Origin of the sequence: Polaromonas hydrogenivorans, assembly GCF_040105105.1 — a bacterium.
Taxonomy (GTDB): Bacteria; Pseudomonadota; Gammaproteobacteria; order Burkholderiales; family Burkholderiaceae_C; genus Polaromonas; species Polaromonas hydrogenivorans.
On sequence record NZ_CP157675.1, the window covers coordinates 3,974,033 to 3,987,922 of the forward strand.

A 13,890-nucleotide genomic window follows, 5' to 3' on the forward strand; every position below is an offset into this window, starting at 1 on the left:
CAACACAAGCTACGGCAACTAGGATTTTTGGAATGCTGTAATGAGGATTTGCAGGCAGGGCAGACATAGTGGAAGGTGTAGCGATATGATCAATCATTGTAGCGGCTGGGTGCTTCCAGGCCCGTTTCCAGACTGCCCGGGACCGCGCCCCTTCCCCCTAAAGAGATTCCAGAGAGATGCCCATGAGCAACATTGATGAGCTGAAAAACACCGGCCTGAAGGCAACCTTGCCACGCCTGAAAATCCTGGAGATTTTTCAGGGCGGCAAGCAACGCCACATGACGGCCGAAGACGTTTTTCGTGTCTTGCTCGAAGAACGCTCGGACATAGGCCTGGCCACGGTGTACCGGGTTCTGATGCAGTTCGAGCAGGCAGGGCTGCTCAACCGCAGCAATTTCGAATCCGGCAAGGCGGTGTACGAAATCAACGAAGGCCAGCATCACGACCATCTGGTTTGCCTGGACTGCGGCAAGGTGGAGGAGTTTTATGACGCCGAGATTGAAAGGCGCCAGAACGCAGTGGCCGAACTCAAGGGCTTTGCCATCGCCGACCATTCGCTGTCGATTTATGCCCATTGCACCAAGACCGACTGCCCCAACCGGCTGGCAGCGCCCGGGCGGCACCACCCGGCCTGAATTTTCACAGAATATGAATCAAATCACCCCTGTGCGCACTACACACGGGCACAAGCAGCTATCTATTTAATAGCAGCCAGGCAACCGTACTTCAGTCGTCCTGTTCCATGGCGCGTCGGTGGCGCTCGACGAATTCCTGGTAGGTATTGATGCCGCGCAACTGCAAGATGGCATTGCGCACAGCCGCCTCGACCAACACCGCGATGTTGCGGCCGGCTTCCACCTGGATGATGACCTTGCGCACCGGAACGCCCAGCACGTCCTGCGTCAGCGGCTCATACGGGATGCGTTCGTAGTCCCGCTCCAGCGTTTCACGGCGCACCAGATGCACGATCATTTTCAGGCGCATCTTGCGGCGCACCGCCGTTTCGCCAAAAATCGCCTTGATGTCGAGCAGGCCGATGCCGCGCACTTCAAGCAGGTTTTGCAGCAGGTCAGGGCAACGTCCTTCAATGGCCGTCTGATTGATCCGGAACAGGTCGATGGCGTCATCGGCCACCAGGCCATGGCCGCGTGATATCAGTTCCAGCCCCAGCTCGCTTTTGCCAAGCCCCGACTCGCCGGTGATCATCACGCCCATGCCCAGAATGTCCATGAACACGCCGTGCATCGACGTACGCTCGGCAAAATGCCTGGAGAGATACGCCCGCAGCACATCAATGACAAAGGCTGCCGACTCGGGGGTGGCGAACATGGGCAACTGGGCGCGCTCGCACATTGACAGCAGCGTGTCAGGCGCGGTCTGGCCGTCGGCAACCACCAGCACCGGCGGCTCCAGCGTGATGATGCGGGAAATTCGGCGGGCGCTGTCCTCGGGGCCGACATGGGACAGGTAAGCTACTTCGCGCTCACCCAGGATTTGCACGCGATAGGGGTGGATGTAATTGAGGTAGCCGACCAGATCGGCCCCGGAGCGTGCTTCGCTGACCGCCACTTCATCAAAGCGCCGTTCCGAAGCCCCCAGCCCGGCGACCCACTCCCACTTCAGGGTGGCGCGGTGATCTTCGAACAAGACATCCGCGCTGACAACGGTGGGCTTCATGCCGACCTGTCATTCAAATGCCGCAAACTCATGAACTGACTTCGTGGGCAGACTGCCAGGAAGCAATCAGCTGGTGCAGGGCCGCCGCATCAGGACTGGTCTTGAGTTGCTCACGCAGTGCGCTGTCGCTCAGCATCTCGGCAATTTCAGAAAGTATTTCCAGGTGCTTTTGCGTTGCCGCTTCGGGAACCAGCAAAAACACCAGTAAATTGACGGCCAACTCATCCGGCGCATCAAAACCGATGGGTGTCTGCAACTGGAAAATCGCAGCCATCGGCGTTTTCAGGCCTTTGATGCGGCCATGCGGGATGGCAACCCCATGGCCCAGCCCGGTCGAGCCCAAGCGCTCACGAGCGAACAGGCTGTCGGTGATGAGTGCGCGATTCAGGCCATGCAGGTTTTCAAACAGCAACCCGGCTTCTTCAAACGCGCGCTTTTTACTGGTCGCCTCGACGCGAACCAGCACTTGGGGAGGGGGCAGAATTTGCGAAAGACGGTTCATAACGCTCTTTTAATCGCCGAATTATGCACTTTACAGTGGATTGGTTGAAAGACAGGCAAAAAAAAGCCGTTTGCCATTGCAAACGGCCTGGCATGCAACCCTTTTACCGGGTTGGTCCTGAAAGCAAAACCTGTTTGTACATCTGTTTGATGGTGAAGTGCGCTCGACCCGTCAAGGCATGCGCACTGCAAGGTATTCGGGTCAGGCTCAAGCTTCTGCGCGTTTTGCGCAAATATGTCCATGGTCCTGGACTTTGGTTTTATAGCGGCCGACCTGCCGATCCAGCTTGTCCGCCAGTTCATCGACAGCCGCATACAAATCAGCATGAGAACTTTCAGCAAACAAATCACGGCCCTTGACATGCACATTGCATTCGGCCCGCTGGCGTTTTTCCTTCTCCGTCATGTTGTCTACGGCCAGTATCACTCTTACATCGACTACCTGATCGAAATGCCGGGTAATACGATCCAGCTTGCTCATCACATAGCCGCGAAGTGCAGGGGTAACCTCAAGATGGTGACCACTAATCGTCAAGTTCATACAGAGACTCCTTGTCCAAATTGATTGGAACTGGTTGAAAAACGCTGCCAGACACGTAAAGCAAAGCAGCAGACGGGACACTCTCTTGTCTTCACTATGCCTTCTATAACCTCCAATTGCAAGCCATCGTCATCAAAAACATGGGTAGCTCTACAGCGGACCACCTTGATCTAAATCTGGCAAAGTTTGTTGATTGCATGGCTTTTGCTCTCAACTACAACTAAAAAGAATTCAGCCTTTAACAACCTTCAATCATTTTTTGGTTACAGAATCCAATGAAGTGTTAATAAAAGTTTCTCAATCGCTTGGGTCGAAGAATAAAAAAGCGCGTGCGGCCAAAATTCTTCCGCCCATTTTTATGGGCGGCAGTTTTCGCTTTCACGGGTTGCGCTGACGTTTGCCAAGGCAGCTTCTGGCGAACATTGAGCACCTGGAAGAGTCGGTTCTGCGATGGATAAACAGCATTCGCAATGCCATAATCGCGTTTTATTTGTTACGGGGAAATCCTTGGAAAGCAGTCCCAGTTGGCCGCTTTCAACACCGCAGACCGACGACCAGTGACGTCTGGAAGCGGGTTGAAAGCGATGCCTCCATCCACACAACCCGCTCCTGCGCCAAGGCCTGAATCACGCCTTGCGCAGGCCCATGCACATCAAAAAGCCGTCTGTCATGCTCAATATTTTCACGCTCGCCAATGGCCGGCTGTTCCAGGAAGAAATCGAATCCCTGGAAGAACTCTCCAGGTTCCAGCCCATCTGGGTTGACCTGGAATCTCCTACCCTCGAAGAAAAACGCTGGATCAAGCAGTATTACGGCCTGTCGATTCCCGAAGATGCGATGGACGAGGACATTGAAGAGTCCGCGCGTTTTTACGAGGAAGACAACGGCGAGTTGCATATCCGCTCGGACTTCTTGATTGCCGATGAAGACGAGCCACGCACGGTGCGGGTGGCTTTCATCCTCAACCTGGTCAACGATGACCTGAAAAGCAAGGGTGTTTTATTCTCGATCCATGATGAAGACGTGCCGGTATTCAGGCTGCTGCGCATGCGTGCGCGCCGCGCGCCAGGCCTGATCGAGGACGCCAAGGAAGTGCTGCTCAAGCTGTTTGACGCCGACGCCGAATATTCCGCCGACACGCTCGAAGGCATTTATATCGATCTTGAAAAAGTCAGCACCAAGGTGCTGTCGGGCGATGTGACCGACGTGATGGCCGGCGAGGTGCTGGGCGCCATCGCCCGCCATGAAGACCTGAGCGGCCGCATCCGGCGCAATGTGATGGACACGCGGCGCGCCGTCAGCTTCATGATGCGCAGCAAGATGCTGAACGCCGAGCAGTTCGAGGAGGCACGCCAGATTCTGCGCGACATTGACTCGCTGGACTCGCACACGGCCTTCCTGTTTGACAAGATCAACTTTTTGATGGATGCCACGGTCGGCTTCATCAACATCAACCAGAACAAGATCATCAAGATTTTTTCGGTGGCCAGCGTTGCGCTGTTGCCGCCCACCCTGATTGCCAGCGTGTACGGCATGAACTTCAAGCTCATGCCCGAACTGGACTGGACGCTGGGTTATCCGTATGCGCTGGCCTTGATGATTGCCAGCGCCGTGGTGCCGATGTGGTATTTCAGGAAACGCGGCTGGCTGCAGTAGTCCGCACGGCCATTTCATGAACAAAAAATGGCTTTTACGCAGTATGGACGGGTGCAAGAAGCTATTTTTTTGATAGCAAATTCAGCAAATTCTCAATGATCAGGTGGGCATAGCGGCTGGCGACTGCCTCCACGAAACTAGGGAAATCCACATGCGCGCTGTCGTCGGCGCGGTCTGAAATGGTTCGCATGACGGCAAAGGGAACGCCGTAATCCATGCAGACCTGCGCAACGGCGGCGCCTTCCATCTCGACCGCCAGCACCGCATGGCCGGCGCCAGCCAGCAGGTCATGCAGGCTGCGTGATTCTTCAGCACTCGATACAAACCGGTCCCCGCTGGCGATCAGGCCCTGGTGAACGCAGGCGTCATGAAAGCCGTGGGTCGCCAGGCTTTCGTGCGCCAGCGCCTTGCTACTCGCCTCAAAGAGCAGTGCGCTCAGGGCTGCGTCGCAGTGAAACCGGGTTTTCCCGTACAGCGGCACTTCATAACGCGGAAACAGCGGCGAGGCATCGAGATCGTGCTGCACGAAATCGGTCGCGACCACCACATCGCCGACCTTCACGCCCTCGCCCAAGCCGCCCGCCACGCCAGTGAACACGATGCGGCGAACGCCAAAGCGCTCGATCAGCGCCGTGGTGGTGGTGGCCGCGGCAACCTTGCCGATCCTTGACAGGGCGAGCACCACGGGCTGGCCGTGCAGGCCTCCCAGCCAGAACTCGCGGCTCGCATGATGGACCTTGCGCGGCTTGTGCAGCAACTCGATGAGGCCGCGCTGCTCCTGCGGCAAGGCGCTGAGGATGGCAATGGGCGGTGCGAAAAGGTCGGAAGTCAATGGCATGGGTCGATTTTCGCCACAAAGCACGGCCCGAACCGGAGCCGCTCAAAAAATGGCGACCTGCGCCCCCCGAAAACCGTGCACGGGCTTAGCGCTTGTCGCGCAGTTCGCGGCGAAGAATCTTGCCGACCGGCGTCTTGGGCAGTTCGGTGCGGAACTCCACCACCTTGGGCTGCTTGTAGCCGGTGAGATTTTCCTTGCAATACGCACGTACCTGCGCTTCGGTCAGGTCGGGATTCTTCTTCACGATCACGAGCTTGACGGCTTCACCCGATTTTTCATCGAGCACACCGACGCAGGCGCATTCCATGACGCCGTCCAGTTTGGCAACGACGTCCTCGATCTCGTTGGGATAGACATTGAAACCGCTGACCAGGACCATGTCCTTCTTGCGGTCAATGATCTTGAAAAATCCGTTTTCATCCATGATGCCGACGTCGCCGGATTTGAAATAGCCGTCGGGGGTCATGACCTTGTCGGTCTCGTCAGGACGCTGCCAGTAGCCCGCCATGACCTGCGGTCCCTTGATAGCAATCTCGCCAGGCTGGCCAGGCGGCACTTCGTGGCCGTCGTCGTCAAGCAGCTTGAAATACGTTCCGGGAATCGGCACGCCGATGGTGCCGGTGAAAGCCTTGCTGTTGGTCGGGTTGCAGCTGGCCGATGGCGAGGTTTCCGACAGGCCGTAGCCTTCGCAAATCGGGCAGCCGGTTTTTTGCAGCCACAGCTTGGCCACGGCGCTTTGCACCGCCATGCCGCCGCCCAGCGAAATTTTCAGGTGCGACCAGTCCACCGTATTGAAGTCCGGGTGGTTGGCCAGCCCGTTGAACAGGGTGTTGACGGCCGGAAAGCTGTTGACCTTGTGCTTGGAAAGCTCCTTGAGCACCGCCGGAAGGTCACGCGGATTGGGGATCAAGATGTTTTTTCCGCCGGTCCGCATGCCCAGCATCATGTTCACCGTGAATGCAAAAATATGGTACAGCGGCAAGGCGCACACATAAGTAGGCTGCTCGCCCGCCGGCAGGCTGGCCATGGCCGGGCCGTTCCAGGCTTCGGACTGCAGCACGTTGGCAATCACGTTGCGGTGCAGCAGCACGGCGCCCTTGGAAACGCCGGTCGTGCCGCCGGTGTACTGCAGCACGGCAATGTCGTCGGGTTCGATAGCGGGCCGCTTGAGCGCGCCACGCGCGCCCTGCGCCAGGGCATCGTTAAAAGGCACCGCGCCCGGCAAGTTGAAGGGCGGCACCATCTTCTTGACGCTGCGCACCACGTAGTTGACGAGCATGCCCTTGAGCAGCCCCAACTGGTCGCCCATGGCGCACAGCACGATGTGCCTGACCGGCGTGTTGGCAAGGCACTGCTCCAGCGTGCAGGCAAAATTCTCGACGATCACGATGGCCTTGGCGCCTGAATCCTTGAGCTGGTGCTCAAGTTCGCGCGGGGTGTAAAGCGGGTTCACATTGACCACCACATAGCCGGCGCGCAAGATGGCCGCGACCGCCACCGGATACTGCGGCACATTGGGCATCATGATGGCAACACGGTCGCCCTTGGCCAGACCCAGGCCCTGCAGATAGGCGCCGAAAGCAACAGACAGGCTGTCGGTCTGGCCAAAAGTGATGTCCTTGCCCATGAAGCTGTAGGCGACGCGGTCGCGGTACTTCTTGAAGCTTTCTTCCATCAATGCGACCAGCGACGGATATTGCGAAGCATCAATGTCGGCCGGAACGCCTGCCGGATAAGCCTTTAGCCACGGGCGATCAGCAACCTCTGCGTTCATCAGTGCATTCATGCTCTTCGTCTCCATCACTTTTACTTGGCTTTCAGGGAATTTTCAGGGACAGCCGTTCTTCACGGCAATTGCGTTTTCCCCTAGGAATTCAAAATCACCAGAGGGGAAAAACCCTCTGGTTCAGCCACTTTTGGCGCCAACTGCGGCTGGCAAGCTTTATTTCCGGCCTATTCGATGGCCTTGCCCAAGTCCTCGATGACCTTCTTGGCATCGCCAAACACCATCATGGTCTTGTCCATGTAGAACAGTTCGTTGTCCAGCCCGGCATAGCCCGCGGCCATCGAGCGCTTGTTGACGATGACGGTCTTGGCCTTGTAGGCCTCCAGGATCGGCATGCCGTAGATCGCGCTGCCCTTGACGAGCGCCGCCGGGTTCACCACGTCGTTGGCGCCCAGGATGATGGCCACGTCGGCCTGGCCGAACTCGCCGTTGATGTCTTCCATCTCATGCACGAGGTCGTAAGGCACTTCGGCCTCGGCCAGCAGCACGTTCATGTGACCGGGCATGCGCCCTGCCACCGGGTGAATCGCGTATTTGACATTCACGCCCTTGTGGATCAGCTTTTCGGCCAGTTCGTTCACCGCATGCTGGGCGCGCGCCACGGCCAGGCCGTAGCCCGGCACGATGATGACGGTTTCGGCATTGCTCAGGATGTAGGCCGCATCATCGGCCGAGCCGGACTTGACCGGACGCTGCTCTTTCGAGCCGGTCGCGGCCGTGGTCGCTTCGCCGCCGAAGCCGCCCCCGATCACGTTGAAGAACGAGCGGTTCATCGCCTTGCACATGATGTAGGACAGGATGGCACCGGAAGAACCCACCAGCGAGCCGGCAATGATCAGCATCGAGTTGTTCAGCGAAAAGCCGATGCCCGCCGCCGCCCAGCCCGAGTAGCTGTTGAGCATGGACACCACCACCGGCATGTCAGCCCCGCCAATCGGGATGATGATCAGCACGCCCATGACGAACGACAGCGCCAGCATGGCGAAAAATGCCGTCCAGCTGCCAGTCAGCATGAAGGCCACGCCCAGCCCCAGCGTCAGCAAGCCCAGCACCAGGTTGATCTTGTGCTGACCGGGAAACGACACCGGCGCGCCCTGGAACAGGCGGAACTTGTACTTACCCGAGAGTTTGCCAAACGCAATCACCGAGCCGCTGAAGGTGATGGCGCCAATCGCCGCACCGAGGAACAGCTCCAGCCGGTTGCCCGCTGGAATCGGCTCGCCCTTGGCAACGATGCCGAAGGCGTAGGGCTCGGCCACGGCGGCCACGGCGATGAAGACGGCCGCCAGGCCGATCATGCTGTGCATGAAGGCCACCAGCTCGGGCATCTTGGTCATCTCCACGCGCCTGGCCATCATCGTGCCGGCAGCGCCGCCGACGAGCAGCGCACCCAGCACGTACACCATGCCGCCCGCATTGCTGCCAGCGGTCTCGACGATCAGCGCGCCGGTGGTCAGGATGGCAATCGCCATGCCGACCATGCCGAACAGGTTGCCACGCAGCGAGGTGGTCGGATGCGACAGGCCCTTGAGCGCCTGAATGAAGAAGACGGAAGCCACCAGGTACAGCAGCGTGACGATGTTCATGCTCATTTGGCGGCTCCTGCGTCAAGCGCGGCCACGGCAGGCGCCTTCTTTTCCTTCTTGCGGAACATCTCCAGCATCCGGCGCGTGACCAGGAAGCCACCAAAGACGTTGACCGCCGCCAGCGCCACGGCCAGCACGCCCATGGTTCGGCCCAGCGTGGTTTCGGTCAGCGCGGCAGCCAGCATGGCGCCGACGATGACGATGGCCGAAATGGCATTGGTCACCGCCATCAAGGGCGTGTGCAGCGCGGGCGTGACGGTCCAGACGACGTGGTAGCCGACGTAGATGGCCAGTACAAAAATGATCAGGTTGATGATGGTGTGCGAAACGGGATCCATGGTCTTCTCCTTCCGGGTAAGGGGGTTTTCGAGGCTTGAACGGGGGCGTGGCGAGCGGGACCGCTGGTCCCGGGCCGGCGCTTATTTGCGCTTGACTTCGCCGCCCTGGGTCATCAGGCAGGCCGCGACGATGTCGTCTTCCAGATCGATCTTCAGCGCACCTTCCTTGGTGATGATGAGCTTGAGGAAGTCGAGCAGGTTGCGCGCATACAGCGCGCTCGCATCGGCCGCCACCAGCGCCGCAATGTTGGTCTGGCCCATCAGCGTCACGCCGTACTTGATCACGGTCTTGTCCGCCTCGGTCAGCGGGCAGTTGCCGCCTTGCGCGGCGGCCAGATCGACGATCACGCTGCCGGGCTTCATGGCCATGACCATCTCCTCGGTCACCAGCACGGGCGCCGCGCGGCCCGGAATCAGGGCGGTGGTGATGACCACGTCGGCCTGCGCCACGCGCTTGGCGACTTCGAGCTTTTGCCGCGCCATCCAGCTCGGCGGCATGGGCCTGGCGTAGCCGCCCACGCCGACGGCCGCTTCGCGCTCCTCGTCGGTCTCGTAAGGCACGTCGATGAACTTGCCGCCCAGCGACTCGACCTGCTCCTTGACGCTGGGGCGCACGTCGCTGGCCTCAATCACTGCGCCCAGGCGCTTGGCCGTGGCAATCGCCTGCAGACCGGCCACGCCCACGCCCAAAATGACCACGCGGGCGGCCTTGACGGTGCCGGCGGCGGTCATCAGCATCGGAAAGAAGCGCTGGTACGCGTCGGCGGCCATCATGACGGCCTTGTAGCCGGCGATGTTGGCTTGACTCGACAGCACGTCCATGCTCTGCGCGCGGCTGGTGCGCGGCGCCGCTTCGAGCGAAAAGGAAGTCAGCTGGGCCGCGGCCAGGCGCTGCAGCCCGGCGGGATCGAAAGGATTGAGCATGCCGACCATCACGCTGCCCGGCCTGGCAAGCGCCATCTCGCTGTCCAGCGGGCAGCGCACCTTGAGCACGATGTCGGCGGCGTAAGCGCCCGCCGCATCGGTGATCTCGGCGCCGACGGCGCGGTAAGCCTCGTCGGGCACGCTGGCGGCCACGCCGGCGCCCGACTGGACGCGAATCGTGTGGCCCTGGGCCTTGAGTTTTTTCGCCGTCTCGGGCGTGATGGCAACGCGTGTCTCGCCGGCCGTGATTTCGGCGGGTATCCCAATCAGCATGGGTCTCTCCTCAATGTTTTCGTTTTCTTGGAGTCCCGGAGTGATCCAGGACGGAACATTTAGCTGTCGCACAGCTTACATGAGTTTTTTTGCAATTAAGGGGGGCATGACAGACTATCGCGCCTGAACAAGGCACGTTGGCGACCCATTCCCCATAAAAAAAGCCCCATCAATCTGTAACAGACGAATGGGGCCAGCAAGAAAAATGCCAGTGGCTGCGGCTTGGCCGCATTGCGTTGTGGCGAGCGGATTATTTCGCTGTCGGCATCACGAACTCGGCGCCTTTGCCAATGCTTTCTGGCCAGCGCTGCATGATGGATTTTTGCTTGGTGTAAAAGCGCACGCCTTCTTCGCCGTAGGCATGCATGTCGCCGAACAGGCTCTTCTTCCAGCCGCCAAAGCCGTGCCAGGCCATGGGCACCGGAATCGGCACGTTGATGCCGACCATGCCGACCTGGATGCGGCGGCTGAATTCGCGTGCCACATGGCCATCGCGGGTGAAGCAGCTCACGCCGTTGCCAAACTCATGGGCGTTGATCAATTCGACCGCTTCGGCCAAATCGTTCACCCGCACGCAGCCGAGCACCGGGCCGAAGATTTCTTCCTTGTAGATGCGCATGTCGGGCGTGACATGGTCGAACAGCGTGCCGCCCATCCAGAAGCCCTGCTCGCAGCCTTCGCCCGCATGGGCGCCGGTGAAGCTGCGGCCATCGACCAGCAGTTCAGCGCCCTCTTCCACGCCCAGGTCGATGTAGCCGGTGATGCGCTGGTGCGCAATGCCGGTGACGATCGGACCCATTTCCGCATCCAGGTTCACGCCGTTCTTGATCACCAGTGTTTCGGCCCTGGCCTTGAGCATCGGAATGAGCTTTTCGGCCACATCGCCGACCAGCACCGCCACTGAAATCGCCATGCAGCGCTCGCCGGCCGAGCCGTAGCCCGCGCCGATCAGCGCATCGACCGCCTGCTCCAGGTCGGCGTCGGGCATGACCACCATGTGGTTCTTGGCGCCGCCCAGCGCCTGCACGCGCTTGCCGTGATGCGCGCCGGTTTCATAGATGTAGTTGGCAATCGGTGTCGAGCCGACAAAGGACACGGCCTTCACATCCGGATGCACCAGCAGCGCATCGACCGCTTCCTTGTCGCCCTGCACGACGTTGAACACGCCGTCGGGCAAACCGGCCTGTTTGAGCAAATCGGCCATGAAGAGGCTGGCGCTCGGGTCAATCGGGCTGGGTTTCAAAACGAAACAGTTGCCAGCGGCAATCGCCACCGGGAACATCCACATCGGCACCATCACCGGAAAGTTGAACGGCGTGATGCCGGCCACCACGCCCAGCGGCTGGCGCAGCGTCCAGTTGTCGATGCCGGTGCTCACCTGGTCGGTGAAATCGCCCTTGAGCAGTTGCGGAATCCCGCAGGCAAATTCGACGATGTCGATGCCGCGCGAGACTTCACCCTGCGCATCGGTGAACACCTTGCCGTGCTCGGCGGTGATCAGGTGGGCCAGCTTGTCCTTGTTCTGGTTGAGCAGCTCCAGGAACTTGAACATGACGCGGGCGCGGCGAATCGGCGGGATGTCGGACCAGGCCGGAAAGGCGGCCTGCGCGCTGGCAACGGCGGCATCCACATCGGCTGCGCTGCCCAGCGCCACATGGCTAGAGACCGCGCCGGTGGCCGGATTGAACACCTCCTGGCTGCGCCCGGCGGCCGGCGTGACGGCGCTGCCGTTCAGGTAGTGGCCAATGGTGATCTGGGGAGCGACTTCGGCGGGCGATGAGAACATGGCAATCCTTGGGTGAACAAACGAATCAGCGAAGTCTAGGGTTTTGCGCCCGGTTTGATAAGACCCCGTGGATTGATTACATTGTTCAGATTCCTGAACAATGATGGCCTGAAATGTCCTCTGACCAGCTGGCCCCGCTCGTGGCCGATCTTCACCTGCTGACCGTGCTGGCGGCGACCCGCAGCTTCACCGAAACCGCCCGCCGGCTGGGTGTTTCCAAGGCATCGGCCAGCATGCGCATCAGCGAGCTGGAACGCAGCGCCGGGGTTTTGCTGGTGCGCCGCACGACGCGCTCGGTGGGCCTGACCGAAGCCGGGCAGCAACTGGTCAACGACATGCAGCCGGCGTTCCGGCGCATCAGCGAAAGCTACAGCGCGGCCTGCGACCTGGCGGGCACGCCGCGCGGGCTGATCCGGCTGACGGCGCCGGTCGCGCTGGGGCGCCAGCACCTGGCGCCGTGCATGGCCGCGTTCTTGCAGCAATTCCCCGACATTCACATCGAGCTGGAGCTGACCGACCGCTTCATCAATCTGGCCAACGAGGGGTTTGACCTGGCGATCCGGCACACCAACGCGCCGCCCGAAACCCATGTGGCCTGGGTGCTGTGCGAAACCCGTTCGCAGCTGGTGGCCAGCCCGCAGTACCTGGCGCGGCGCGGCACGCCCGCGCATCCGTCCGAACTGACCGCGCACGACTGCCTGCTCTACCTGCGGGACAGCCATGCCGGCAGCTGGACCTTTGCGCGTCCGGCGGGGCTGCCCGGCAAGCGCAAACCGGCCGATGGCGCCGTCGAGCGCGTGGGCGTGCATGTCGCGGGCTCGCTCAAGGCCAACAACAGCGAAGTGCTGCGCGAGGCCCTGCTGGCCGGCCTGGGCATCGGCCTGCTGCCTGATTTCAGCATGCCGCCCGCAGCCGATGGCAATGGAGCAGCTCCTCTGGTCCAGGTCTTGCCCGACTGGCAGGTCCAGGGCTTTTTCGGCGAGCGCATTTATGCCCTGCGGCCGTGGTCGGCGCAGGTGCCCAAGGCGGTCCAGTGCCTGGTCGAGCATTTGCGCCAGAGTTTTGCCAACGGTTTTCCGGCTGGGCTGAAAAACCTGTCGGCGCAATAAGTCTGCTGTCAAAAATGACCCGGATAATCTCGCGCATGAATACACGATGGAAACCCAATGTCACGGTGGCGGCCGTCATTGAACGGGATTTCGACGGCGTCCAGAAGTTTTTGCTGGTCGAGGAAGAAACCCGCGACGGCTTGAGGTTCAACAACCCGGCGGGCCATCTGGACCCCGGCGAAAGTCCGCTGCAGGCCTGCGTGCGCGAGACGCTGGAAGAAACCGCTTTTCATTTCACGCCAACCGCGCTGGTGGGCGTTTACCTGTCGCGCTTCGAGCGCTCCCAGCCCGGGCAGGACGAGCCGCTGGACATCACCTACCTGCGCTTTACCTTTTGCGGCGAGCTGGGTGCGCATGTGGCCGGCCAGCAGCTGGACAAGGGCATCGTGCGCGCCCTCTGGCTGACCGCCGATGAAATCAGGGCCAGCGCGCCCATGCACCGCAGCCCGCTGCTGCTGACCAGCCTGGAAGACTACCTGGCCGGGCGACGTTTTCCACTCGACGTGATCACCACGGACCCCTCAATTTTGCTACAAAAATAATAGCTGCTAGCGCTTATGGGACAAGCGCAAATGGCATATTTCATCATATTTTCATGGCCAGGGCTGCTTGAAGGATCGCTCCAGCACGCCCGGCGACAGGCCTTGAGCGCCAGCGTCAAGCACGGCCGGCGTCCAGCCCGGACCCTGCCAGCGCCTGGCCAACTCATGAAGTGCATCGCCCCTGTGCCTGTGCCTTGATTGCTGCAAGCAACGCATCAATGCCTTCAAAAGATGCAATTTACAACGCGGCCGCCTTTGCCAAGAATACCCGTCATCACCGCCCGTGCAAGCGCCCACCCACGCGGCCATGCAACAGGCAGCCCCTTCACATGA

The 13,890-nt window shown here is 60.4% G+C and carries 13 protein-coding genes; 4 read left to right on the top strand and 9 right to left on the bottom strand.

Features of this window, described 5'->3' with window-relative positions; translation table 11 throughout:
• The first annotated feature begins 182 nt into the window (after positions 1 to 182).
• Positions 183 to 635: a ferric iron uptake transcriptional regulator gene (gene fur, locus ABLV49_RS19070; protein WP_041376815.1), complete on the top strand. Its 453-nt coding sequence runs from the start codon at positions 183 to 185 to the stop codon at positions 633 to 635.
• 91 nt (positions 636 to 726) lie between these two features.
• Here the strand turns inward: fur and hprK are convergent, their stop codons facing one another.
• The 3 genes from hprK to hpf all read right to left on the bottom strand — a co-directional run bounded on the left by hprK (position 727) and on the right by hpf (position 2,719).
• A complete protein-coding gene (gene hprK, locus ABLV49_RS19075; RefSeq protein WP_011803154.1) occupies positions 727 to 1,677 on the bottom strand; it encodes an HPr(Ser) kinase/phosphatase in 951 nt (316 codons plus the stop codon).
• A gap of 28 nt (positions 1,678 to 1,705) precedes the next feature.
• The gene (gene ptsN / locus ABLV49_RS19080) at positions 1,706 to 2,179 is read right to left on the bottom strand and encodes a PTS IIA-like nitrogen regulatory protein PtsN (RefSeq protein ID WP_011803155.1); all 474 of its coding nucleotides are present in this window, start codon (positions 2,177 to 2,179) and stop codon (positions 1,706 to 1,708) included.
• 207 nt (positions 2,180 to 2,386) lie between these two features.
• Entirely contained in the window at positions 2,387 to 2,719 is a 333-nt protein-coding gene (hpf, locus tag ABLV49_RS19085; RefSeq protein WP_011803156.1) for a ribosome hibernation-promoting factor, HPF/YfiA family, read from the bottom strand.
• 669 nt (positions 2,720 to 3,388) lie between these two features.
• Here hpf and corA point away from each other — a divergent pair.
• A complete protein-coding gene (gene corA, locus ABLV49_RS19090) occupies positions 3,389 to 4,375 on the top strand; it encodes a magnesium/cobalt transporter CorA (RefSeq protein WP_349281805.1) in 987 nt (328 codons plus the stop codon).
• A 61-nt stretch (positions 4,376 to 4,436) separates the two neighbouring features.
• On the opposite strand, the gene ABLV49_RS19095 is transcribed toward corA, so the two are convergent.
• The 6 genes from ABLV49_RS19095 to ABLV49_RS19120 all read right to left on the bottom strand — a co-directional run bounded on the left by ABLV49_RS19095 (position 4,437) and on the right by ABLV49_RS19120 (position 11,906).
• Positions 4,437 to 5,213 carry a 5'-methylthioadenosine/adenosylhomocysteine nucleosidase gene (locus ABLV49_RS19095; protein ID WP_349278944.1) on the bottom strand — a complete coding sequence of 259 codons (777 nt, stop codon included), beginning with the start codon at positions 5,211 to 5,213 and terminating at the stop codon, positions 4,437 to 4,439.
• 85 nt (positions 5,214 to 5,298) lie between these two features.
• The gene (locus tag ABLV49_RS19100) at positions 5,299 to 6,987 is read right to left on the bottom strand and encodes a long-chain-fatty-acid--CoA ligase (protein WP_349281807.1); all 1,689 of its coding nucleotides are present in this window, start codon (positions 6,985 to 6,987) and stop codon (positions 5,299 to 5,301) included.
• A gap of 179 nt (positions 6,988 to 7,166) precedes the next feature.
• Entirely contained in the window at positions 7,167 to 8,591 is a 1,425-nt protein-coding gene (locus ABLV49_RS19105; protein WP_349278946.1) for an NAD(P)(+) transhydrogenase (Re/Si-specific) subunit beta, read from the bottom strand.
• Positions 8,588 to 8,923, bottom strand: coding sequence for an NAD(P) transhydrogenase subunit alpha (locus ABLV49_RS19110; protein WP_011803161.1), 336 nt, complete (start codon positions 8,921 to 8,923; stop codon positions 8,588 to 8,590). Before ABLV49_RS19110 ends, ABLV49_RS19105 begins: the two co-directional genes overlap by 4 nt.
• A gap of 81 nt (positions 8,924 to 9,004) precedes the next feature.
• Positions 9,005 to 10,120, bottom strand: a complete 1,116-nt coding sequence (locus ABLV49_RS19115) for a Re/Si-specific NAD(P)(+) transhydrogenase subunit alpha (protein WP_349278947.1) — start codon at positions 10,118 to 10,120, stop codon at positions 9,005 to 9,007.
• Positions 10,121 to 10,370: 250 nt separating this feature from the next.
• Positions 10,371 to 11,906, bottom strand: coding sequence for a CoA-acylating methylmalonate-semialdehyde dehydrogenase (locus ABLV49_RS19120; RefSeq protein WP_349278948.1), 1,536 nt, complete (start codon positions 11,904 to 11,906; stop codon positions 10,371 to 10,373).
• A 113-nt stretch (positions 11,907 to 12,019) separates the two neighbouring features.
• Between ABLV49_RS19120 and ABLV49_RS19125 the strand changes: the two genes are divergently transcribed.
• Complete coding sequence (locus ABLV49_RS19125; protein ID WP_349278949.1) at positions 12,020 to 13,015, top strand: LysR family transcriptional regulator; 996 nt, start codon at positions 12,020 to 12,022, stop codon at positions 13,013 to 13,015.
• Between the two features lie 35 nt (positions 13,016 to 13,050).
• Entirely contained in the window at positions 13,051 to 13,557 is a 507-nt protein-coding gene (locus tag ABLV49_RS19130) for an NUDIX hydrolase (RefSeq protein WP_349278951.1), read from the top strand.
• The last annotated feature ends 333 nt before the right edge of the window (positions 13,558 to 13,890 follow it).

Coding starts and splice junctions, on each gene's coding strand:
- fur (WP_041376815.1), top strand. CDS start 183: ATGAGCAACATTGATGAGCTGAAAAACACCGGCCTGAAGGCAACCTTG.
- hprK (WP_011803154.1), bottom strand. CDS start 1,677: ATGAAGCCCACCGTTGTCAGCGCGGATGTCTTGTTCGAAGATCACCGC.
- ptsN (WP_011803155.1), bottom strand. CDS start 2,179: ATGAACCGTCTTTCGCAAATTCTGCCCCCTCCCCAAGTGCTGGTTCGC.
- hpf (WP_011803156.1), bottom strand. CDS start 2,719: ATGAACTTGACGATTAGTGGTCACCATCTTGAGGTTACCCCTGCACTT.
- corA (WP_349281805.1), top strand. CDS start 3,389: ATGCTCAATATTTTCACGCTCGCCAATGGCCGGCTGTTCCAGGAAGAA.
- ABLV49_RS19095 (WP_349278944.1), bottom strand. CDS start 5,213: ATGCCATTGACTTCCGACCTTTTCGCACCGCCCATTGCCATCCTCAGC.
- ABLV49_RS19100 (WP_349281807.1), bottom strand. CDS start 6,987: ATGAACGCAGAGGTTGCTGATCGCCCGTGGCTAAAGGCTTATCCGGCA.
- ABLV49_RS19105 (WP_349278946.1), bottom strand. CDS start 8,591: ATGAGCATGAACATCGTCACGCTGCTGTACCTGGTGGCTTCCGTCTTC.
- ABLV49_RS19110 (WP_011803161.1), bottom strand. CDS start 8,923: ATGGATCCCGTTTCGCACACCATCATCAACCTGATCATTTTTGTACTG.
- ABLV49_RS19115 (WP_349278947.1), bottom strand. CDS start 10,120: ATGCTGATTGGGATACCCGCCGAAATCACGGCCGGCGAGACACGCGTT.
- ABLV49_RS19120 (WP_349278948.1), bottom strand. CDS start 11,906: ATGTTCTCATCGCCCGCCGAAGTCGCTCCCCAGATCACCATTGGCCAC.
- ABLV49_RS19125 (WP_349278949.1), top strand. CDS start 12,020: ATGTCCTCTGACCAGCTGGCCCCGCTCGTGGCCGATCTTCACCTGCTG.
- ABLV49_RS19130 (WP_349278951.1), top strand. CDS start 13,051: ATGAATACACGATGGAAACCCAATGTCACGGTGGCGGCCGTCATTGAA.